Origin of the sequence: Vibrio sp. 10N.261.52.C2 (genome assembly GCF_041471425.1) — a bacterium.
GTDB classification, from domain to species: Bacteria; Pseudomonadota; Gammaproteobacteria; order Enterobacterales; family Vibrionaceae; genus Vibrio; species Vibrio crassostreae_C.
Map to the genome: position 1 here is coordinate 13,841 of NZ_JBFROH010000044.1, position 22,669 is coordinate 36,509.

The window sequence follows — 22,669 nt, forward strand, 5'->3', positions numbered from 1 at the left end:
TTATGTCTCCAATTCGGCATTGATTGAAAAGCCTGAGATGACGTTCAGTGTCATGACAGTATTCAGATGTTGTAGTAGTAAAGGGTCTATCGCTGAGAGCGTTTGACCCGATTGCAATTCAGTTAATAGTTGGTGGCTTTCTTGCGTCAAACGATGGCTCTCAACCTGTGAATTTTCCGCTCGGATTAACACCCCAAATTCAGGTTGCTTGATGTCTAACCCATCGAGTTGTTGCTGGTAGATAGCCTGCTCAAGCGCGATAATCGTATAGCTAGAATTAACTAGCGTTATTGAATCTTTGAGATGAAAGACTAAAGCGCCTTGTTGTTCTTGTGGTACATCAGCTAAACGAGAAAGAGGACGTTGGTCGACATGTGATTCTGAAACGCATCTCACCAAGCTATCTTTTTGCCATTCATACAAAGCCACTTCACCGAGATAAGGTGCAGCCTCGATAACCGCAGGAAAGGCTTGGATAGTTTGTTCAAAGTGTTCACCGTAACTACTGACATCACCAGAGGTTGATGGATAACTTAAGACATGTTGACGAGCCATTTGTTGGAAGCACTCTTCACCAACCAGCATTTCAGTGAGTGGGTAGGTTGCTGCCAGTACTTCGCTCAAGCTAATCACAAAGTTATTTCGGTAGATCTGTATGCGCTGTTCATCGGTAAAGTGGTCGCTCACTATGTCGCAGTGCTCACCATTGTTGTGATAGCGTAGGGCGTTAGCAAACTCCGATTGCACATTAGCTAAAGAGTGGCTCATGATGCGCGACTCCTTTGGTTAAACTTGTCGTGTTGATACAAAATATCACTGGCTTTGGCCGCTTCAGCCAATAAAATTGGTGGCTCTGGGATATCTAAATCCCACTCTATCAAGGTATGGCGCGAACCATGTTGTTCTATCCATTGCGTGTAGAGTTGCCATACTTCGTCACAGACAGGCTTGCTGTGGGTGTCTATCCAGATCTCACCTTGTTCGAGTTTCTTTTTGGTAAAACCTGCCAAGTGAATCTCTTCAACTTTGTCTGCTGGTATTCCGTTTAAGTACTCTTCACAACTAAAGCCATGATTAAAAGATGAGACGAAAATATTATTGAAATCGAGCAGTAGGCGACACTCAGTACGCTTTTGTACCTCAGCCAAAAACTCCCACTCAGGAATAGTAGAATGCTTGAAGGATAGGTAGCTCGATGGGTTCTCAATCAACATCGGGCGTTGCAAGCTGTCTTGAACCTCGATGACATTACGACAGAAGACTTCCAATGCTTCTTCTGTGTAAGGCAGCGGTAGCAAGTCATTGAAGTAATGACCACCTGTCTGACTCCAACTGAGATGATCAGAAACCAAGAAGGGTTCGATATCATCAATGAGCTCTTTTAATTGCACAAGATGATGTTGATTGATGCGCTCAACAGAACCTAGCGACAACCCAACACCGTGACAACTGATGTTGTGTGCGTGACGAATTTCTCTGAGTTGTTGTCGTTGCGGTGATTGAGCTAAGAAGTAGTTCTCGCTGTGAACTTCTAACCAACTTACTAAGGCTGGATTTTGGCTAAAGAAGTCCAAGTGCGGTGTTCTAAGGCCAACCCCTGCGTAGGGGTGAAGAGTTTGAGTCACAACGATTCTCCTAACAAGAAGTGGAGGTGAGCTGAATGTCAGCTCACCATACTAAGCAGCTCAATTATGATGATTGAGTGTTACCACCTGATAATTTGCCACATAGCCCTTTAGGTACGACTACGAACGCATCGGATTGGTTGTCTTCTTTTGCTGTACCCGCACATGAGCTTGTTTTGGTTGCACAATCATTTTGGCCAGCTTTTGCCACGCCGTAGCATTTTTCTTTTGCTGCTGCTTCCGCAGGTGCTGATGTAAGAACTGCACCGCCGAACGCTAGTACACTTGTGATTGCAGCTGTAACAGCAAGATTAGAATTTTTCATAGTCATTCCCTCTAGGACTTAATAGTATTTTCATATCGCAGGTTAATGGATTGTTAACTTGCTTACTAAAAAGGATTGGAACAACCGGGAAATAATTTCACGGCATTATAAAAAATATCAACATTAATGATGTTTCATCTCTTAAGTTATTGAATTAATGATGTTAATTTTTGATTGTTTTTTCTTCTTATTATCCTAAACGCAGCCTAGTGTTTAGGTTATAATCAACTTTTATGTATAAATACCCAGTAGTGAGCATATCCAATGATAGATCCTTCGCTTTTACTCGATGGCCTAAACGATAAACAACGTGAGGCGGTCGCGGCACCTTTAGAAAACCTACTTATTCTGGCAGGTGCAGGCAGTGGTAAAACGCGAGTGTTGGTGCATCGTATTGCTTGGCTGCAAAGCGTAGAGCAAGCATCGCCGTTCTCTATTATGTCGGTTACCTTCACCAACAAAGCGGCAGCAGAGATGCGTGGTCGTATTGAAGAGTTGATGATGGGTAGTTCGTCAGGCATGTGGAACGGCACCTTCCACGGTATTTGTCACCGCATCCTTCGTGCTCACTACCTAGATGCAAAACTGCCAGAAGATTTCCAGATCATTGATTCTGATGATCAGATTCGTTTGCTACGCCGCTTAATCAAGGCGCAAAACCTTGATGAAAAGCAGTGGCCTGCCAAGCAAGCTTCTTGGTGGATCAATGGTAAGAAAGACGAGGGATTACGCCCAAGTCACATTGACGCCTACCATGATCCAATAACTCAAACGTGGTTAAAGATCTATTCTGCTTACCAAGAAGCATGTGACCGTGCTGGCTTGGTCGACTTTGCGGAAATCTTGCTGAGATCGCATGAGCTATTACGCGATAAGAAACACATCCGAGAGCACTACCAAGCACGCTTTAAGCATATCCTTGTCGACGAATTCCAAGATACCAACAACATCCAATACGCTTGGCTTCGCATGATGGCTGGCCCAGATTGTCGCGTGATGATCGTAGGTGATGATGACCAATCTATCTATGGTTGGCGTGGTGCGAAGATCGAAAATATTCAGAAGTTCTTGGATGAATTCCCAGGAGCTTCGACGGTTCGACTTGAACAAAACTACCGTTCAACTAAAACCATTCTGCAGGCGTCGAACGAGCTTATCTCGAACAACACCGAACGTATGGGTAAAGAGCTGTGGACCGATGGTAACGATGGCGAGCCAATCTCTGTGTACTCAGCTTATAACGAGCTAGATGAAGCACGTTTCACGGTCAGCAAAATCAAAGAGTGGCAAGAGAAAGGCGGTGCGTTAGAAGATACCGCGATGCTTTATCGTAATAACGCCCAATCTCGTGTTCTTGAAGAAGCTTTGATCCAAGGTGGTCTACCTTACCGAATCTACGGCGGCATGCGATTCTTCGAGCGTCAAGAAATCAGAGACGCCTTGAGCTACATGCGCCTCATGAGCAACCGCAGTAATGATGCCGCGTTTGAACGTGTGGTTAATACGCCAACGCGTGGCTTGGGTGATAAAACGTTAGAAACGATTCGTCTTGCTGCTCGTGATCGTGGTGCAACCATGTGGGAAGCCAGTGTTGCCTTGATAGAAGAGCAAGTGCTACCCGGTCGTGCTGCGGGCGCATTAAGTCGTTTTATCGAGCTGATTAATGCGCTTGAAGATGACACGCTAGAACTTAGCCTGCATGAACAAACCGACCACGTGATTAAATCGTCGGGTCTGTTTGCGATGTACGAGCAAGAGAAGGGTGAGAAGTCGAAGGCTCGTATTGAGAACTTGGAAGAATTGGTAACGGCAACGCGTCAGTTTGAAAAACCAGAAGAAGCGGATGAGATGAGCATGCTTACTGCTTTCTTGACTCATGCAGCGTTAGAGGCGGGTGAAGGTCAGGCTGATGAGTTTGATGACGCGGTTCAGCTCATGACTCTGCACAGTGCCAAAGGCCTAGAGTTCCCAATGGTGTTCATGGTGGGTGTCGAAGAAGGCATGTTCCCAAGCCAGATGTCGGCCGAAGAAGCGGGGCGTTTAGAAGAAGAGCGTCGCCTGTGTTACGTAGGCATGACCCGTGCGATGGAGAAGCTTTACATCACTTATGCTGAGATGCGTCGTCTGTACGGTCAGGACAAATATCATAAGCCATCACGTTTTATTCGTGAGCTGCCAGAAACCTGTCTGGATGAAGTGCGTATGAAAGCGCAAGTCAGCCGCCCTGCAAGCAGTGGTCGCTTTAGCCAAACCGCTGTGAAAGAGAACTTCAATGAAACAGGCTTTAGCTTGGGCTCTCGCGTGAAGCACCCTAAGTTTGGTGAAGGCACCATCATCAACTTCGAAGGAAGTGGCCCACAAAGCCGAGTTCAAGTGGCGTTTAATGGTGAAGGGATTAAGTGGTTAGTAACGGCTTACGCGCGTTTAGAGCAGCTTTAATCTATTACTTCAGCATCTAATAACCGTTCATTATTGAAAACAAAAAGAGCAGCCAATGGCTGCTCTTTTTTATTGCGTACCGCTTTAAGCGGTCATAATACATGACTGACTAGAAGGGATCTTACAGTGCTTCAAGTGCCGCTTCGTAGTTTGGTTCTTCAGTGATCTCTGCAACCAACTCACTGTGTGTTACCACACCCTTTTCATCAACAACGACAACTGCACGTGTTGTTAGGCTTGCTAGTGGACCTTCAGCAATCGCTACGCCGTAGTCTGATGCGAATGTAGGAGAACGGAAAGTTGAAGCGTGTTGAACGCCTTCAATGCCTTCTAGTTCACAGAAGCGGCCCGCAGCAAACGGTAGGTCAGCAGAAATACAAACAACAACCGTGTTCTCAAGTTCTGCTGCTTTTGCGTTGAACGTACGTACGCTCGTTGCACAAGTTGCTGTGTCGATACTTGGGAAGATGTTTAGAACCACTTTCTTGCCTTCAAGAGAAGCAAGAGTCAGTTCAGAAAGGTCGCCTGCAGTTAGTGCAAAGCTTGGTGCTTGTTCGCCAGTTTGTGGGAATGTGCCAGTTAGCGGTACAGCAGCGCCTTTGAAGGTAACGTGTGACATGAATTTGTCCTTAGTTTACTTATGGTTATGAAACTAGTTGAGCCTAGTAAGACTTACGTTACTCGGAAGTGGTTAAGAAGTGAATTATTTAAATGTCAGAATTGTAATCAAAGGTCTTTGATTTATTTGTTTTAGGGGAAGAAAAGGTGAGACGACAGATAAAGAAAAACCCCGAGAGCTTGCGCTCATCGGGGTCTATAGTCTTACTCGCAGCAATCCGGCTACTAAGTGTGCTCCATGCATCAAATCCATGATAGTGTGCTGTTATCCTTCAGCGTATTCCTTTCGTCGCCTTCCTAGCGGTGTCCTTGATCTTATCCTGATCTGCCAACAATCCTCGTTAGCGCGCGTCACTTGTTCCTTGAGCGGTGTCCTTTACATCATCCTGATGTTCAGTCCTTTCCTCGTCCAGAGGTGTCCATTGTCTTTCCTTAGTAGCAACCATCCTAGTTACTATTGCGTCCATTCAATGTCCATTTCGCTATCCATGCCGATTATTCATCCTGAGTAATCGAATCTTCATCCTGAAGATAACCAAGTCCTTGGCGTTTCCTGTTCCGTGTCAGCATCCTTCCGACACCATTCATATTACCGATTCCTTATTTATCAGCAATGGTGCATAAGCGAATTTCTATATAATTATTTGAATGATAAATGTACGTATTGTTTTATTTCAATTGGTTACAATATCTAGGTGCTTAATTTCGCAGTTAAATATCGATATTTACTCACTGCCTTGTGAGAGATCTCGCACAAGACAGGGAGTAAAAAGGGAGTATTTTCCCTTATTGGCCAATGGCAGCACCTTCACGACGAGGGTCTGCAGCACCTTCTAGACCATCTTTTGTGATGCGAATAGCGTGTAAACCCGAGTTAAGATCGCGAACGTTGACCTCAAATCCCATCTTTTCTAGCTCAGGTTTGAAGTTTTCCGCTGATGTTCCTTTTTCCAAATCTAAGGTACCGAAGCGATTTAGGAAGTGTGGTTGGTTGATCGCTTGTTGGATATCCATGTCCCATTGGGTGTGAGCAATGATCGCTTGTGCCACATAACCGATGATACGGCTGCCTCCCGGAGAGCCAATTGCCATGTAAGGTTTATCGTCTTGCATGATGATGGTCGGTGCCATTGAAGAACGTGGGCGCTTACCCGGTTCAAGTCGGTTCGCGATAGGTTTGCCATCGTTATGAGTCTTGAATGAGAAGTCGGTTAGTTCGTTATTGAGTAGGAAACCTCTAACCATCAAACGTGAGCCAAAGGCATTCTCAATAGTGGTAGTCATCGATACGACATTGCCATCACTATCGACAATGTTGAAGTGGCTGGTGGACGGCAACTCAATAGAAACATCTTGGCTTCTCTGCATGGCGTGATCCCACGGTGGGGTGCCTGAAGGTGCGCTGTCTAATGCCTTACCTGCGGTAATTAACTGAGCACGCTCCTGCAAATAGTCAGTATTCACTAACCCTTGGGTTGGCATAGGCACATAATCTTGGTCTGCCATGTACATACCACGGTCTGCAAAGGCTAAGCGAGAAGCGTCTGCTAACACTTGCCAAGATTTTGCGTCGTTTGGCCCCCATGATTTGAGGTCAAACTGCTCAGTCATTGCAAGGATTTGTCCAACCGTTAACGCACCTGAACTTGGTGGCCCCATTCCGCAAATATCGTAGCTTTCATAAGCAGAACAAACCGGTTCGCGCTGCTTGATCGAATAGGCGTCGAAATCTTTCTGTGCCAATACGCCCGGGTTACCTTTCGCTGTTTGTACTGTGTTAATGATGTCGGCAGAAATCTCACCTTGGTAGAAAGCTTTAGCACCATCCTTCGAGATAGCGTGTAACGTTGCCGCGTATTCAGGGTTCTTAAGTTGCGTGCCAGCGGCTTTCGGGCTGCCATCGGCATTGAAGAAGTAGGCTTTAGTTGTCGCAAAGCGGCTCAGACGTTCTTGGTCGTTTTCGATCAAGGTGGCTAAACGTGGGCTGATAGTAAAACCTTCTTCAGCTAACTGAGCGATAGGTTTAATCAGTGATGCCCATTCGAGCTTGCCGTATTTCTGGTGAGTGTCCCACAGCAATTGCACCGTGCCCGGCGTGGCAACAGAACGACCGCCAACCACGGCATCATAGAATTTAAGCGGTTGTCCGTTTTCGTCTTGGAATAGACGTGGGGTGGCATCAAGTGGCGCAGTTTCACGGCCATCGTAGGTCTTGAGCTGTTTGTCTTTGCCATCAAAATAGACAAGGAACGCGCCGCCACCAATACCTGATGACTGAGGTTCCACTAAGCCAAGCATAAGCTGCACGGCAACCATGGCGTCAATTGCGTTACCACCACGAACAAGTACATCAGCACCGGCTTGTGTTGCAAGAGGGTTGGCTGCGGTGACCATCCAATCGTTGGCTTTAACGAGTTGTTTGGTTTCTAAACCACTACTTTGTTCGGGTGCGACGGAATCGGCAGCTTGATTTGCCCAACTGACGTGAGAGGCAAAAAGTAGGGTAGAAGTGGCGAGGGTTGTTAGTTTTGTTTTCCACTGCATGATCTTCTCCTTTTAATATGCAGAGCTAGATTGGCAGTGGAAAGATTAGATAGCCAGTGCGTTGTTAACGAATTGTAATCTTGATTCGAATTTAAGCGATTAAACCGGACAGCGACTGCCAAAGAATACTCGCGCCAATCAGGCTGAATACGACGCCACATAAGCCATCGATGTATACCGTTGCTTCGCTCAGTTTCTTCTGTAGAGCCTTAGTCGAAAGCATCCACGCCAGTAGTGAAAACCAAAACAGAGACAGACCAAACAGGATGATAAGCACAAAACCTTTACCTGATAGAGACATGTCGGCAGGCACTAAGCTCGACATCAAGCTGATAAAGAACACCAAAGCCTTTGGGTTGAGAATATTGGTCGCAAACCCTTTCGAAAATGCCTGACGCTTGTTGGTCAAAATAAGATCTTTGGCATTGATGGTATCGTCGTCATCGTCGTGGTTCTGAATGATTTGCCAGGTTGCTTTGAGGGCACCGTAGCCTAAGTAGAGCAAGTAGCTACCGCCAGCCAATTGGATAATGGCAAATAGGGTTGGTTGCTGGTGGACTAGGTAACTGATTCCCGTCAGGCTCAGCAACGAATGCAGTAAGATCCCGCAAGATAAACCAAGCGCAATGTACAAGCCTGTTTGTCTGCCGTGGCGTGTCGCATTTTGCACGACTAACGCAAAGTCTGGGCCGGGGCTCATCAAAGCGATGAAATGGATAGAGGCGAGGGTGATCAGTATGGTGACTTCGTTCATGTCAGTTCTCAATAACGTTGCCGCTATTATTAAATAAGTAATCGTATTGAGCGTAGCTTACCGCGATTTGAAATCGAGCAATTGTAAATTATCAACACTTAGTTGATTTGTGAAGGTGGTACGCCGAATGTGGTTTTGAATGCTTTGGAGAAGTGTGCTTGATCATAGAAGCCTACTTGGTGCGCGACCTTAGTACCACAGATCCCAGATTTAATCAGGCGCATGCTCTGTTCCATACGCAAACGGCTCAGCCACGCGTAAGGGGTGATACCCATTCTGTTCTTAAAGTGGCGTTGGAATTGAGTTGTGGTTAAGCCGCACAGCTCAGACAGTTGTTCTAATCGCACTGGCTGATCCAAATTCGCCATCAAATAGTCTTTGAGTGTATCAATCGATTGATTGCCCAGTTTGATGTCACTCTTCGATCCAAATTTGGCATAACGATCGACGATCGTCGAGAATCCCTCGAATGGTAAGCAATCTTGAGCGAGTTGGCTGATGTTTTGAGTTATTAAAAGACGGTGTAGGTTACACAATTGTAAAAACGCAGCTTGATCGGAGAGGATCAACTCTGAAAAGCCTAATGTGTGACCATTTTGCTTGGGATCGGCAAGATCTTGAAACCATTGGGGAGAAACTGCAAACACGCTGACTTGATAACCTGAATCGAGTTTGGAGTGCCCATCATGCAGCTCATCAGGTGGCATGATAACAACTTGGCCAGCTCCGACATGGTGACTCGTACCTTGATAGACAAACTTTTGTTGGCCTTTTGTTATTAAGCCAATGTGAAAGTCCAAATGATAGTGGCGCTGAAAGGCAAACTCTTGGTATTGAGCTTGGATCAGGCTGATATCTTCTGTTGGGGTAGAGTAGTAGTGGACTTTATCCATGGTACAAAAAAGCTTGGTTAAATAGTCATCAATTCAACCAAGCTTATCTTCGTCACTCGCAGTTGTCTTGTAAAAAACGATCAGTTCTTTTGTTTAGCTTGTTTGTTCTTCTTGTTGTTACTCAAACCATCAAAGCTGAATACCACTAATGCCCCCCAAATAAAGGCAAAGGTAACAGCTTTGTCTGACGTAAAGGCTTCACCATAAATCAGCACGGCCAATAAGAACATTAAGCTTGGACCGATGTACTGGAAGAAACCCAGTGTCGATAGTTTTAATCGCGTAGCTGCACCCGTAAAACACAGTAAAGGGATGGTTGTAATCACACCAGCAGCAACCAGTAATAGGTTGAGCTGCATCGGGTTCATTGATAAGTCTGAGGTTGGACTATCGGCAATAAACAGTAAGTACGTTGCAGCGAGAGGCAACATTACTAGGGTTTCAATGAACAAACCTGTTTGTGCCTCTAAGCTAACTTTCTTACGTAGCAAGCCGTAGAAACCAAAACTAAAGGCTAATGCGATAGCGACAATAGGAATTGAGCCAAAGGCTATCAATTGGATAAGGACTCCGACAGCCGCTAGCGCAACCGCACACCACTGTAGTCTGCGTAAACGTTCGCCAAGGAACAGCATCCCAAGCAAGACGTTAATCAGTGGGTTGATGTAATACCCTAAGCTGGCATCGAGCATATGATTGGAATTAACCGCCCAGATAAAAATGAGCCAATTGGCACCCACCAAGATCGAAGTCGCCACCAAATAAAGCATTTTTGGTTTTGAGGTTAAGGTGTCACGAACCTTGCGCCAGCTGCGACCAATATGCAGTAAGAAAGCGAGTAGGAAAAAAGACCAAACTACACGGTGGCTAAGGATCTCTAGCGGGGAGACGTCACTTAAAGATTTGAAATATATAGGGGCGATCCCCCACATGGTGTAAGCGCCGACGGCAAGCAAGATTCCTTGGCGAGTACGTTGTTGTTCTTCAGGGGTCATACAACTTTCTCTAGCATTGAGTGCTTATTAATAAGATTTATAAGAGAGTTGGTCAGTATAGGAGCGTTAACCCTTTTCACCTAACAATTTGCGGTTTAATTCACCAGCGTTCCCCTCTACAATGTGCGCCTTGCTTGCGAATGATGCTGGCTGATTTTATACCTCGATTAGGAACCACAATGACCGCCACTCTGATTGCTGAGCAAATACCGACTCCCGCGAATGATGCGCAAAACATCTTACAAGATGTCTTTGGTTATCAAAGTTTTCGCGATGGTCAGCAAGAGGTCATCGATCTTGCCGTTGAAGGCAAAGATAGCTTGGTGATTATGCCAACTGGTGGCGGTAAGTCGCTGTGTTATCAAATTCCGGCCTTGGTTCGTGAAGGGTTAACTTTGGTTATCTCACCACTGATCTCGCTAATGAAAGACCAAGTTGACCAATTGAAGGCCAATGGCGTCGCTGCTGAGTGCATTAACTCGTCGATGCCAAGAGAAAAGCTAATCTCGGTGTTTAATCGCATGAACTCAGGCCAATTGAAAATGGTCTATGTTTCGCCAGAGCGGGTGTTGATGCGTGACTTTATCGAGCGTCTACAAGGGCTTCCTCTTTCAATGATCGCAGTCGATGAAGCGCACTGTATCTCTCAGTGGGGACACGACTTCCGCCCTGAATATGCATCATTGGGGCAACTTAAACAGTACTTCCCGCATGTACCTTATATGGCGCTAACGGCAACCGCTGACGATGCGACGCGCAAAGATATTATCTCGCGTTTGCAGTTGGTGGAGCCGCACACTTATTTAGGCAGCTTCGATCGTCCTAATATTCGTTACAACCTTGTAGAGAAACACAAGCCAGTGTCTCAGGTGGTTCGCTACCTAGAAACACAGAAAGGTAATTGCGGCATTATCTACTGTGGTAGCCGTAAAAAAGTGGAAATGGTGACCGAGAAGCTGTGCAATAACGGTCTTCGTGCGGCGGGTTATCATGCCGGAATGGACACCGATGAGCGTGCTTATGTGCAAGAGGCCTTCCAACGCGATGATATTCAGATCGTTGTGGCGACTGTGGCGTTTGGTATGGGTATCAATAAACCCAATGTACGCTTTGTGGTGCATTTTGATATACCACGTAACATCGAATCTTACTATCAAGAGACTGGCCGTGCGGGTCGTGATGGCTTGCCTGCAGAAGCGATGATGCTGTTTGACCCTGCTGATATGGGGTGGCTGCGTCGCATGCTGGATGAGAAAGAAGAAGGCCCACAGAAACAAGTTGAAATGCACAAGCTGAACGCGATGAGTGCCTTTGCTGAAGCGCAAACTTGTCGTCGTCAGGTTCTGCTTAATTACTTTGGCGAATATCGTGAGAAGCAATGTGGCAACTGCGATATCTGCCTCGATCCACCTAAGCATTTTGATGCGACTAAAGAAGCGCAGAAGGCGTTGTCTTGTGTGTACCGTGTCAATCAGTCGTTTGGTATGGGCTACGTAGTCGAAGTGATGCGTGGTATGCAGAATATTCGTGTCCGTGATAATGGTCACGATAAGCTATCTACCTACGGTATTGGCCGCGATCACAGTCATGATTACTGGATCAGTATCTTCCGTCAGCTGATTCATAAAGGCTTGCTGTTCCAGAACATCACTCGTAACTCAACTTTACAGTTAACCGAAGAAGCCCGCCCGCTGCTGCGCGGTGAGATGTCTTTGGAATTGGCTGTTCCTCGTTTAGATACAGCGGTGCGTAATGCTAAGTCCGATAAGTTAAGCAGCAAGAATTACGATAAGAAGCTGTTTGCGAAACTGCGTAAGCTGCGTAAGTCGATTGCAGATGAAGATGGCTTACCACCATACGTGGTATTCAGTGATGCGACCTTGATTGATATGGCTGAAATACTGCCTACCTCATACGGAGAGATGCTGGCAGTCAACGGTGTTGGTCAACGTAAACTGGATAAGTACGCAGACCCATTCCTAGATTTGATTCAAGAACACATCACCACACACGGCTAGTTTGCAAGAAACGTCTAACTAATAGAAAAAGAATAAGGTTGATAGGGACATGACAACACAAACAGAATTTGGCTTAAGAGAATATTTAGCTGAGGAAGGGCGTTTATTGATTACGTCTCCAAGTTTTGATTTTGATTCTTACGAAGTATTAGGTGAAAAGCTGGTGGCGTTACTGTCAGCGTCTGTTGTTGAAAAGCAATGGGACGCCGATATGCATTCTTGGTTGATTGATTTTGAAGATTGTCGAATGTTCTTAAAGTCTGAGCACTACAGTGAATCAATCTGGTTTGAGTCGCTAAACGCTGAAGAAAGCCGAGAAGAGTTTGATTATCTCGCGACGCTTTTCAAGCGCGGTTTTTAACTTTTGGCATCTCTTCTAAAACACAGATTCTAGCGCTATTCGCCAATAAAAGTGAGAATAAACGTTTGCGTTTGTTCTCACCGTTGCAGCCAATATTGATTAATGTATAATCGCCCGCCGCTCAACAGAGCAATTTTTAGATACATTTTTTAATTCACATTATTGGTAAGAGCTTTCTTGGATTATTCGAAGAAATGACTCGATTTGGGTTCCCTCACCCCCAAACCAAACTAAAAAGGTACAGCATGAGTAACTTTACCCCTGCGCAACAGCGCAAAGCCCTAGCACTATTAGTTTTGTTCCATTTGGTGATTATTGCGTCAAGCAACTATCTGGTTCAGCTACCTTTTACCGTCTTCGGTATGCACACCACTTGGGGTGCTTTCACTTTCCCGTTTATCTTTCTAGCGACCGATCTGACCGTACGTATTTTTGGCGCGCAGCTTGCCCGTAAAATCATTTTCTTAGTGATGTTACCAGCGCTGGCCGTTTCTTATTTCTTGTCAGTGGTGTTCTTTGAAGGTTCATTCCAAGGCTTTAGCCAACTAGGTGAGTTCAACTTGTTTGTTGCACGTATCGCCGCGGCGAGCTTCATGGCTTATTTATTAGGTCAGATTTTGGATGTGCATGTTTTCAACCGCCTACGTCAGCTTAAACAGTGGTGGGTAGCCCCAACATGCTCAACGTTATTCGGTAATGCTATTGATACCATCGCTTTCTTTGCGATTGCTTTCTACCAAAGCCCAGATCCATTCATGGCCGAGCATTGGACTGAGATTGCCTTAGTCGATTACGGATTCAAACTTATCATCAGCTTAGGCTTGTTCGTGCCTATGTACGGTGTGCTTCTTAACTACATTGTTAGAAAGCTAACCGCAGTGAACCCTGACTTTAAAGCGACAGGCGTGAACGCTTAAGTTTGAGATTTGTAACACAAAGCATTAATGCAGCGATAAGAAAAAGCTCAAGTTAGTCTACTAACTTGGGCTTTTTTAATTTCTAGCGTCAGATACTAATATCAGAGGCATTTAATATTCAATGGCCAGCCAATATCGGTTTGTCTATTCGACTCGAGCTCTAGCTCTGCAGCGGTCAGCGGATTGTCAGCTAACCATTGCTTAGAAAGCGTTAGGGTTAGATTGTTGTCATTCGTCGTCAGTTTGAACTCAGGCTCTAGCGCTGGGTTACGACGGTGAGTTAACAAAATAGCCAAACGCAGAATACGTAAAATACGCTTGCTGCTGGTGCCTGAGATAGCGTGTTGCTCTGGTAATGAGGTTAACTGTTCACGGTAGCGACGAGTTAACTCACCCAAGTAGTGCTTTTGCGCTCGAGTAAAGCCAGGTAGGTCTAAGTTTTGCAGCAGATAAGCGCTGTGCTCACCGCCTTTTTTGAAATCGATGGTTAAACCAATCTCGTGAAGCTTAGCTGCCGTTTGCAATAGCACACCAGCTTGAGGTTCTGAAACCCACGCTTCGGCGCCCGCTTGGTCTAGCAGCGTTTGTGCGACTACAGCAACTTGTTCACCGTAGCTTACGTCCATTTGGTAGCGTGATTGAACACTCTTAATGGTACGCGCTCGGATATCTTCTTGGCGAAGCTCATCAACCATCTCGTAGGCTAGGCCTTCACGGAGTGCGCCGCCTGCGAGTGTCATTGAATCTATTTCAAGCAGCTCAAAAATAGCAATAAGAATAGAAAGGCCACTCGGGAACACTAATGCGCGTTCAAGGGTAAGTCCTTCGATTTCTAGCTCTTCCAAGCGCTCAGTAATCATCGCTTGTTTCTGTAGACGCTTAAGTTTGGCATGAGTAATCACTTCATCCATGCCTTGCGCCAACATGATCTCTTGCAGTGCTTGAACGGTACCGCTGGCGCCCACACACACATCCCATCCGATATCAGTGTAGCTATCTAGGATAGGAGCCAACGTCGACTTCGCCGCTTCAATGGCGTTGTTAAAGTTGGTAGCGGTTAATTGGCGGTTTTTAAAGTGGCGCTCAAGCCAAGTAACACAGCCCATCTTTAGGCTGGTTAGGGCTTTCGCTGAGAAGCCTTCACCAATGATCATCTCGGTGCTTGCGCCACCAATATCAACAACCAGTCGGCGGCCGCTGCCACCAGAAGTGTGTGCTACGCCTTTATAGATAGTCGCAGCTTCTTCTTCTCCGGAGATAACATTGATGTCGTAACCAAGGATCTGGTTCGCTTTCTCTAGAAATATATCCACATTGATAGCAGTACGTAGGGTCGCTGTACCGACAATGCGGATATTTTCTTTCGGAATATCTTGCAGTCGCTCTGCAAAGAGACTCAAACAGTCCCAACCGCGCTGCATGGCTTCTGTACTAAGCGCATTATTTTCATCTAAGCCTGCAGCTAAACGCACTTTGCGCTTAATTTTAGCCATGGTTTGTACGCTGCCATCGATATGACGCACAACGAGCATATGAAAACTGTTCGACCCGAGGTCGATTGCAGCGTAAAGCGGGGGTGACACTGTTTGACTCATAAGCGACTAAGCTTCCTTGTTATGACGCGGTTGGCGTGGGCGACGGTTCTGGTTTGGTTTACGGTTCCCGTTGCGTGGGCCATTGTTGTTTGAGCGGCGTTGTTGCGGGTTACGTGTACGTAAGCGCAATGGTGCTGGTAGATCTTCTAGCAGTGCAGAAGCATCGTAGTCAGACACAGGGATCGCGTGCTCAATGTATTCTTCGATTGGTGGCAAGTTGATTGCGTAATCTTCACAAGCAAAGCTGATCGAGTGACCACTTGCACCAGCACGACCTGTACGGCCGATACGGTGAACGTAATCTTCACAGTCATCAGGTAGGTCGAAGTTGAATACGTGTGTTACTTGAGGAATGTGTAGACCACGTGCTGCAACGTCGGTTGCGACAAGCAGGTCAACATCACCTTTAGTGAATTGCTCAAGAATCTTTTCACGTTTCTTCTGAGGAACATCGCCAGTTAGCAGGCCAACACGGTGACCATCTGCAGCTAGGTGACCCCAAACAGACTCACATTTGTGCTTAGTGTTAGCGAAGATGATAGCGCGCTCTGGCCACTCTTCTTCAACTAGAGTCTGCAGCAGTGCCATTTTGTGTTCGTTTGATGGGTAGAACAGCTCTTCCTGAATGCGGTGACCTGTTTTACGCTCTGGCTCAACAACAACATGCTCTGGGTTGTGCATGTGTTCGAACGCTAGCTCTTGTACGCGGTAAGACAATGTCGCAGAGAACAGCATGTTCAGGCGATCTTTTGGCTCAGGCATACGGCGGAACAAGAAGCGGATGTCTTTGATGAAACCAAGATCGAACATGCGATCAGCTTCGTCAAGAACAACAGCTTGAATGTGGTTAAGGTTAAATACCTTCTGCTTGTAGAAATCGATGATGCGGCCAGTCGTACCAATTAAGATATCTGCGCCTTCTTCGATTTTACCTAGTTGCTTGTCGTAGCTTTCGCCACCGTAAGCAAGTGCTGCCTTGATACCTGTGCTTTCAACCAGAGAGTCAGCATCGTTGTAGATCTGAATCGCGAGTTCACGCGTTGGTGCCATAATAATCGCACGTGGCTGGTTAGGCTTACGCCCTTCATGCTCAGATGTTTTTAGCAGGTGGTTAAAAGTAGCAGTAAGAAACGCAAGCGTTTTACCAGTACCCGTTTGGGCCTGGCCTGCAATGTCTTGGCCGGTGAGCAGTACCGGGAGCGCCAAGGCTTGGATAGGGGTACAATAATCGAACCCTTTTTTCTCCAATCCTTCAATGACTTGCGGAAGTAAATCCAAGTCGGCGAACTTTTGCTCTGTGATATGCGTCTTTTTCATTGCTATAGAATATCAGCTTAAGCTTGCAATACGAAAGTAAATACATTCCAATAGGGCATCTATTTACTGGTTATCATCCAACCAGTTCTAAAAAATACATTGGAGTGGAAGATGAGTGATAAGATTTTGCAGCTAACTGATGACGGTTTTGATAACGATGTAATCAATGCTGCAGGCCCTGTTCTTGTTGATTTTTGGGCAGAATGGTGTGGTCCATGTAAAATGATTGCGCCGATTCTTGATGAAATCGCAGACGAGTACGAAGGCAAGCTCACAATCGGTAAATTAAATATCGACCAAAATGCTGGTACTCCACCAAAGTTTGGTATTCGCGGTATTCCAACGCTACTTCTTTTCAAAGATGGCGGCGTAGCAGCGACTAAAGTTGGTGCATTATCTAAAACTCAACTTAAAGAGTTCTTAGACGCTAACCTTTAATCAGGTCAGCATTTGAAAAGAAACCGTGCAGTTAACAAATGCGCGGTTTTGTTTTTTCTAAGCTATGGACTAGTCTTAGTTTTAGTGCTAATTTATCGCACGTTAATTGAACGAATTTCTCTTCTTGGTCGATCCTGTGACCAAATCCTTCTTAACTTAAGAAAACAGATCCTATTTTGACTAAACAAACTTCCACCACTATGAATCTTACTGAACTGAAGAACAGACCTGTGTCTGAGCTTGTTAAACTTAGCGAAAGCTTAGGTCTTGAAAATCAAGCTCGCCTAAGAAAACAAGACATTATCTTCTCCATCCTTAAAGCGCATGCAAAAAGTGGTGAAGACATCTTTGGTGATGGTGTTCTAGAAATTCTTCAAGACGGTTTTGGTTTCCTACGTAGCGCCGACAGTTCATACCTGGCTGGCCCAGATGATATCTACGTATCACCAAGCCAAATTCGTCGTTTTAACCTACGTACAGGTGACTCTATTGGCGGTAAAATCCGTCCACCTAAAGACGGTGAGCGTTACTTTGCACTGCTTAAAGTAAACACGGTTAACTACGACAAGCCAGACAACGCACGTAACAAGATTCTTTTCGAAAACCTTACTCCTCTTCACGCTAACGAACGTATGGTGATGGAAGCGGGTAATGGTGCGACTGAAGATATTACTGCTCGTATTCTTGACCTTGCATCTCCAATTGGTAAAGGTCAGCGTGGTCTGATTGTTGCTCCGCCTAAAGCGGGTAAGACAATGCTTCTGCAAAACATTGCTCAAAGCATTGCACGTAACCATCCTGAGTGTGAACTAATGGTTCTACTTATCGATGAGCGTCCAGAAGAAGTAACAGAAATGCAGCGTCTAGTTAAAGGCGAAGTAGTTGCTTCAACATTCGATGAGCCAGCATCTCGCCACGTACAAGTTGCAGAAATGGTTATCGAGAAAGCGAAGCGCCTTGTTGAACACAAGAAAGATGTAGTTATCCTACTGGATTCTATTACTCGTCTAGCTCGTGCTTACAACACTGTGATTCCTTCATCAGGTAAAGTTCTTACTGGTGGTGTTGATGCGAATGCTCTACATCGTCCAAAGCGTTTCTTCGGTGCGGCACGTAACGTAGAAGAAGGCGGTAGCTTAACGATCATCGCAACAGCACTGGTTGATACTGGTTCTAAGATGGATGAAGTTATCTACGAAGAATTCAAAGGTACAGGTAACATGGAACTGCACCTTAACCGTAAGATTGCTGAAAAACGCGTATTCCCAGCGATTGATTTCAACCGCTCTGGTACTCGTCGTGAAGAGCTTCTTACCAAGAACGATGAACTACAGAAGATGTGGATCCTGCGTAAGATTGTTCACCCAATGGGCGAAATCGACGCAATGGAATTCCTTATCGACAAGCTAGCAATGACGAAAACGAACGATGAGTTCTTTGACGCAATGCGTCGTCAGTAATATTGATTAGCTGATCGTATTTAATAAGCGCTGCCCTCGGGTGGCGCTTTTTATTTGCATTTTGTAGCGCCAGCTTGCAGAATGAGCAAAAGTGTTACAAGGACGTTAAAATGCAACATGGACTGTTGTCATCATTACTCCTGTCTACTTCACTGTTATTTTCACCGGTTGGTATGAGCTATGCCACCGAGATGTCTCCACTTACAGTAGAGTCTTGGCTTGAGAATGATCAAGTAAAACTGAAAACTGCTGAACTACTCGAGCTTGTCGTACGTGACGAAGTCAATTCGCTACGCTTTGCGCTTGAGCGCCTGACATTTCCCCAGCAAGAGGTGGCTCGTTACCAACTCTTGAAGAAGCTTGAACAGCAAAAAATCGTACTCACACCCAAGATGTCTATCTTCATCGAGCAGCAACTTGCTATCACGCCCACTTATCAAGTCTTAGAACGTGGCGATGGCTATGAGTTTACGGTACCTGCCTTTAATTACCCTTCAATTGCTAATCGCCTTATTAAACAATGGCGTCAAGATCAGAAGACATTGGTATTTGTGCTAGATGCAGAGAAACAGGAACTCGACCTAAAAGAGTGGTTATCTGGATCTGAACATCAAGTTCAAACGCGAGAAGCGTTGCTCATTAGAGAGCTAGACAGTTTGTCTCCTGAAGCGGTTGATTACCTAACTAAGCAACTCACCGCATCTTCTATTGTTAGTTGGTTACCTTCTACTGAGGTGGTGGTTCGATTAGCGCAAGTGAGCGAAGACCCAGAGGTTTACAAAATTCTATGGCGAATGAAGGCCGATTATCATAGCCAAGCTGAGCTAGTTCGCCTTGCTGAAACCAAACAAACGTTCGCGCTTGAACAGGTGATGGCAGCGACTAAGAACCCGCGTTTGAAAGATGAAGCGATTACTTTGCTTACCAAAGTTAACCCGTTATCAGAAGAGGTGAAGCTGTTCCTTGTCTCTAGGATGGCGATTGCTGATGAAGCACCATTAGTTGCGCGTGAACTCGCCAAACAAGGTCATACGCGATGGTTGCAAGATCTCGTCAATGATAACCCTCAGGTGAAGAGTTCTTTGATCGAGCAAGCATTACCGTAAAGTGGATTTTGCCTCTCAATAACCACACTAAAAAGGGGGACCTCAGCGTCACCCTTTTTGATATACTGAGCGCAGAATAATCAGCATGTAGAAGTCCTATGAGTTTTAAAGATTTACGTGATTTTATCGACCATCTTGAAAGTATTGGTCAGTTGAAACGCATTTCTCACCCAGTCGATCCAGACTACGAAATGACCGAGATTAGCGACCGTACTCTACGTGCTGGTGGCCCGGCTCTTTTGTTTGAAAATCCAGTAGGCTATGACATGCCCGTTTTGACCAATCTATTTGGTACACCTAATCGGGTTGCTATTGGTATGGGACGTCAAGAAGTCAAAGAACTGCGTGAAGTGGGCAAGTTGCTTGCTTACCTAAAAGAACCTGAGCCACCAAAAGGCTTTAAAGACGCTCTTGATAAACTACCAGTGTTTAAGCAAGTCTTAAACATGCCAGCTAAACGCCTTCGCAAAGCGGCTTGCCAACAAGTGGTATGGCAAGGCGATGACGTCGACCTAGATAAAATCCCTGTGATGAGCTGTTGGGCTGATGATGTCGCGCCATTGCTAACATGGGGTTTAACGGTTACTCGTGGTCCAAACAAGAAACGCCAAAACTTAGGTATCTATCGTCAGCAGAAGATCGGCAAGAATAAAATCATCATGCGTTGGTTAGCCCACCGTGGTGGAGCATTGGATCTGCGTGATTGGATGGAAACTAACCCTGGGAAACCATTCCCAGTATCGGTAGCGTTTGGTGCTGATCCTGCCACCATTCTTGGTGCGGTTACGCCAGTGCCGGATAGTTTATCTGAGTACGCGTTTGCAGGCTTACTACGTGGTAGTAAAACTGAGGTCGTTAAATCAATCAGCAACGACTTAGAAGTTCCCGCAAGTGCAGAAATCGTGATGGAAGGTTACATCGACCCGAATGAATTCGCAGATGAAGGGCCTTACGGAGATCATACTGGTTACTACAACGAGAAAGAAAAGCACCATGTGTTTACTATTACTCATGTAACTATGCGCGAGAACCCAATCTATCACAGCACCTATACTGGCCGTCCACCTGATGAGCCTGCGGTATTAGGTGTTGCGCTAAATGAAGTGTTTGTGCCTATTCTTCAAAAGCAGTTCCCAGAGATTGAAGATTTCTATCTACCGCCTGAAGGTTGTTCGTACCGAATGGCAGTAGTGACCATGAAGAAGCAATACCCAGGTCACGCTAAGCGAGTAATGATGGGTGTATGGTCTTTCTTACGCCAATTCATGTACACCAAATTTGTACTGGTGTGTGATGAAGATGTGAATGCACGTGATTGGTCTCAAGTAACCGCAGCGATGTGCGAACATATGGATCCGTCACGCGATAGCCTGATGATAGAGAACACGCCGATCGATTCATTGGATTTTGCCTCACCCGTGGTTGGGTTAGGTTCTAAGATGGGTCTAGATATCACTAAGAAGTGGGACGCAGAGTTAGCGTTATCGCCAGATGTCCAAACAGCACCTGTAAATAGTGAACATATAGAGGGTAGCTTGGCTGAGTTAACCAAGGTTCATCCTGAAATTATTGATGTTCACCTGCAAAACGACAATGCCAGCATGGTTGTGGTGTCTATTGATAAGCAAGCTGCCGGTAATGGTAAGAAAATCATGGAAGCGGTTTGGTCTCAATTTGATGAGAACAAGTTTGTTATCGTGTGTGATGGCGATGTCAATGTGAGTGATTGGAATGACATCATTTGGGCTGTAACGACAAGAATGGATCCGGCGAGAGATACGTTATTCCTGCAGAACGAAACTGGATACTCAAAAATGGGTCTCGATGCGACCAATAAGTGGGAAGGTGAATGCCTGCGTGAGTGGGGTGTACCAATCACAAAAGATCCTGATGTTGTGAAAAAGATTGATAGCATCTGGGAACAGCTAGGAATTTCATGAGCTACCAAGTAGTCTTATACCCAGAAAACATCAGTTTCACAGTAGAAAAAGGGCAAACGGTCTTGGATGCTGCGCTCAACAGCGATATCTATTTCCCAAACCGTTGCCAAGTTGGCGCATGCGCAATGTGTATGTGCAAAAAATTAGAAGGGCAAGTGAGTTACCACCTTGAACCCATGCTCACAGAGAAAGAGCAGCAACAAGGCTGGATTTTTGCTTGCCAAGCATTTGCAGAAAGTAATTTAGTTCTAACCTTTGCCGATTAAGGGTTAGTAAGAGGAAGAACATGACTATTAAATGTAAAGTGAAGTCTATCGAGCCTTTGGCTTGTAATACTTACCAAATCCTACTTCACCCAGAAACACCGGTCGCTTTTAAAGCGGGCCAGTACCTGATGGTTGAAATGGGCGAGAAAGATAAGCGCCCATTCTCTATCGCAAGTAGCCCTTGCCGCCACGAAGGTGAGCTTGAGCTGCACATTGGTGCTGCCGAGCACAACGCTTACGCACTAGAAGTGGTTGAAGCGATGAAGAAGGCACAAGCTGAAGATGGCGATATTGCGATTGATGCTCCACACGGAGATGCTTGGATTAAAGAAGAAAGTGATCGTCCTCTATTACTTATTGCTGGTGGCACGGGTTTCAGCTACGTGCGCTCTATTCTTGATCACTGCATCGCGCAAAATAGCTCGAAAGAGATCTACCTATACTGGGGCGCAAAAGATGAGTGCCAGTTATATGCTAAAGAAGAGTTGGTTGGCATTGCAGAAAAGCATAGCAATGTGCACTTTGTACCGGTAGTAGAAGAAGCACCGGAAGTTTGGCATGGCCAAACAGGTAATGTGCTTGAGGCTGTTATGCAAAGTTTCGAATCATTAGCTGATTTCGATATCTATATTGCAGGTCGTTTTGAAATGGCGGGCGCTGCAAGAGACCTGTTTACTCAGAATAAAGAAGCAAAGCGTGACCATATGTACGCTGATGCTTACGCATTTATCTAACAATACCCTTAGATTTTGAGCAAAAAGAGAGCAGAAATGCTCTCTTTTTTACGTTTAGGTGAACTATTAGGCAGTTAACCCCTATTTATTCATTTTTCATGAAAAAGTAGTTGCTAAGCTGAGAGGGTTCCCTATAATGCGACACCACTGAGACGGCAGACGCCACAAGGCTTCAGCAAGAATCAGTAAGACGGAAAGCGACAAAAAATTAATTTTCAAAAAGTGTTTGACACTGAATGTTAATTCGCTAGAATGGCCGTCCACTTCGAGAGTCTCCTTACTTAAAATGAACGCTCAAGAAGTTAAGCTCTTTAACAATTTAAA

20 protein-coding genes are annotated in these 22,669 nt (G+C 45.5%); 10 read left to right on the forward strand and 10 right to left on the reverse strand.

Features of this window, described 5'->3' with window-relative positions; genetic code table 11:
• From AB4307_RS16825 to bufA1, 3 genes are all read right to left on the reverse strand, one after another.
• On the reverse strand, nucleotides 1-768 hold the full coding sequence (locus AB4307_RS16825) for an HvfC/BufC N-terminal domain-containing protein (protein WP_372132656.1): 768 nt from the start codon (nucleotides 766-768) through the stop codon (nucleotides 1-3).
• Nucleotides 765-1,625, reverse strand: coding sequence for an MNIO family bufferin maturase (gene bufB / locus AB4307_RS16830; protein ID WP_372132659.1), 861 nt, complete (start codon nucleotides 1,623-1,625; stop codon nucleotides 765-767). The genes AB4307_RS16825 and bufB overlap by 4 nt, the downstream gene beginning before the upstream one ends.
• Before the next feature lie 64 nt (nucleotides 1,626-1,689).
• A complete protein-coding gene (gene bufA1, locus AB4307_RS16835; protein WP_004736650.1) occupies nucleotides 1,690-1,950 on the reverse strand; it encodes a BufA1 family periplasmic bufferin-type metallophore in 261 nt (86 codons plus the stop codon).
• Between the two features lie 264 nt (nucleotides 1,951-2,214).
• Here bufA1 and uvrD point away from each other — a divergent pair, with 264 nt between their 5' ends.
• Nucleotides 2,215-4,389 (forward strand): DNA helicase II, encoded by a 2,175-nt coding sequence (gene uvrD, locus AB4307_RS16840; RefSeq protein WP_017061325.1) that lies wholly within the window; start codon nucleotides 2,215-2,217, stop codon nucleotides 4,387-4,389.
• A 121-nt stretch (nucleotides 4,390-4,510) separates the two neighbouring features.
• Here the strand turns inward: uvrD and tpx are convergent, their stop codons facing one another.
• The 5 genes from tpx to rarD all read right to left on the reverse strand — a co-directional run bounded on the left by tpx (nucleotide 4,511) and on the right by rarD (nucleotide 10,193).
• Nucleotides 4,511-5,008, reverse strand: a complete 498-nt coding sequence (gene tpx, locus AB4307_RS16845; protein WP_171733521.1) for a thiol peroxidase — start codon at nucleotides 5,006-5,008, stop codon at nucleotides 4,511-4,513.
• Between the two features lie 785 nt (nucleotides 5,009-5,793).
• A complete protein-coding gene (gene ggt / locus AB4307_RS16850) occupies nucleotides 5,794-7,551 on the reverse strand; it encodes a gamma-glutamyltransferase (RefSeq protein WP_372132662.1) in 1,758 nt (585 codons plus the stop codon).
• Nucleotides 7,552-7,642: 91 nt separating this feature from the next.
• Nucleotides 7,643-8,305, reverse strand: coding sequence for a LysE family translocator (locus AB4307_RS16855; RefSeq protein WP_372132665.1), 663 nt, complete (start codon nucleotides 8,303-8,305; stop codon nucleotides 7,643-7,645).
• Between the two features lie 98 nt (nucleotides 8,306-8,403).
• On the reverse strand, nucleotides 8,404-9,198 hold the full coding sequence (locus tag AB4307_RS16860) for a helix-turn-helix transcriptional regulator (protein ID WP_372132668.1): 795 nt from the start codon (nucleotides 9,196-9,198) through the stop codon (nucleotides 8,404-8,406).
• A gap of 80 nt (nucleotides 9,199-9,278) precedes the next feature.
• A complete protein-coding gene (gene rarD, locus AB4307_RS16865) occupies nucleotides 9,279-10,193 on the reverse strand; it encodes an EamA family transporter RarD (RefSeq protein ID WP_010440687.1) in 915 nt (304 codons plus the stop codon).
• A 179-nt stretch (nucleotides 10,194-10,372) separates the two neighbouring features.
• Between rarD and recQ the strand changes: the two genes are divergently transcribed.
• The 3 genes from recQ to AB4307_RS16880 all read left to right on the forward strand — a co-directional run bounded on the left by recQ (nucleotide 10,373) and on the right by AB4307_RS16880 (nucleotide 13,489).
• On the forward strand, nucleotides 10,373-12,211 hold the full coding sequence (gene recQ / locus AB4307_RS16870; protein ID WP_372132671.1) for an ATP-dependent DNA helicase RecQ: 1,839 nt from the start codon (nucleotides 10,373-10,375) through the stop codon (nucleotides 12,209-12,211).
• Between the two features lie 49 nt (nucleotides 12,212-12,260).
• Nucleotides 12,261-12,572 (forward strand): DUF3630 family protein, encoded by a 312-nt coding sequence (locus tag AB4307_RS16875; RefSeq protein WP_017061332.1) that lies wholly within the window; start codon nucleotides 12,261-12,263, stop codon nucleotides 12,570-12,572.
• Between the two features lie 245 nt (nucleotides 12,573-12,817).
• The gene (locus AB4307_RS16880) at nucleotides 12,818-13,489 is read left to right on the forward strand and encodes a 7-cyano-7-deazaguanine/7-aminomethyl-7-deazaguanine transporter (protein WP_017061333.1); all 672 of its coding nucleotides are present in this window, start codon (nucleotides 12,818-12,820) and stop codon (nucleotides 13,487-13,489) included.
• A gap of 101 nt (nucleotides 13,490-13,590) precedes the next feature.
• On the opposite strand, the gene gppA is transcribed toward AB4307_RS16880, so the two are convergent.
• Both gppA and rhlB read right to left on the reverse strand, forming a co-directional pair.
• Nucleotides 13,591-15,084 carry a guanosine-5'-triphosphate,3'-diphosphate diphosphatase gene (gene gppA / locus AB4307_RS16885; protein ID WP_017059247.1) on the reverse strand — a complete coding sequence of 498 codons (1,494 nt, stop codon included), beginning with the start codon at nucleotides 15,082-15,084 and terminating at the stop codon, nucleotides 13,591-13,593.
• A gap of 6 nt (nucleotides 15,085-15,090) precedes the next feature.
• The gene (rhlB, locus tag AB4307_RS16890; protein ID WP_017062979.1) at nucleotides 15,091-16,401 is read right to left on the reverse strand and encodes an ATP-dependent RNA helicase RhlB; all 1,311 of its coding nucleotides are present in this window, start codon (nucleotides 16,399-16,401) and stop codon (nucleotides 15,091-15,093) included.
• Nucleotides 16,402-16,512: 111 nt separating this feature from the next.
• Here rhlB and trxA point away from each other — a divergent pair, with 111 nt between their 5' ends.
• From trxA to fre, 6 genes are all read left to right on the forward strand, one after another.
• Nucleotides 16,513-16,839, forward strand: a complete 327-nt coding sequence (trxA, locus tag AB4307_RS16895; protein WP_010440700.1) for a thioredoxin TrxA — start codon at nucleotides 16,513-16,515, stop codon at nucleotides 16,837-16,839.
• Nucleotides 16,840-17,039: 200 nt separating this feature from the next.
• Nucleotides 17,040-18,299 carry a transcription termination factor Rho gene (rho, locus tag AB4307_RS16900; RefSeq protein WP_017062978.1) on the forward strand — a complete coding sequence of 420 codons (1,260 nt, stop codon included), beginning with the start codon at nucleotides 17,040-17,042 and terminating at the stop codon, nucleotides 18,297-18,299.
• Nucleotides 18,300-18,409: 110 nt separating this feature from the next.
• Nucleotides 18,410-19,405, forward strand: coding sequence for a hypothetical protein (locus AB4307_RS16905; RefSeq protein WP_017059249.1), 996 nt, complete (start codon nucleotides 18,410-18,412; stop codon nucleotides 19,403-19,405).
• Between the two features lie 98 nt (nucleotides 19,406-19,503).
• Nucleotides 19,504-21,345, forward strand: a complete 1,842-nt coding sequence (gene ubiD, locus AB4307_RS16910; protein WP_372132674.1) for a 4-hydroxy-3-polyprenylbenzoate decarboxylase — start codon at nucleotides 19,504-19,506, stop codon at nucleotides 21,343-21,345.
• A complete protein-coding gene (locus tag AB4307_RS16915) occupies nucleotides 21,342-21,611 on the forward strand; it encodes a 2Fe-2S iron-sulfur cluster-binding protein (protein WP_008224727.1) in 270 nt (89 codons plus the stop codon). Before ubiD ends, AB4307_RS16915 begins: the two co-directional genes overlap by 4 nt.
• 20 nt (nucleotides 21,612-21,631) lie before the next feature.
• A complete protein-coding gene (gene fre, locus AB4307_RS16920) occupies nucleotides 21,632-22,345 on the forward strand; it encodes an NAD(P)H-flavin reductase (protein ID WP_017059251.1) in 714 nt (237 codons plus the stop codon).
• Nucleotides 22,346-22,669: the final 324 nt, after the last annotated feature.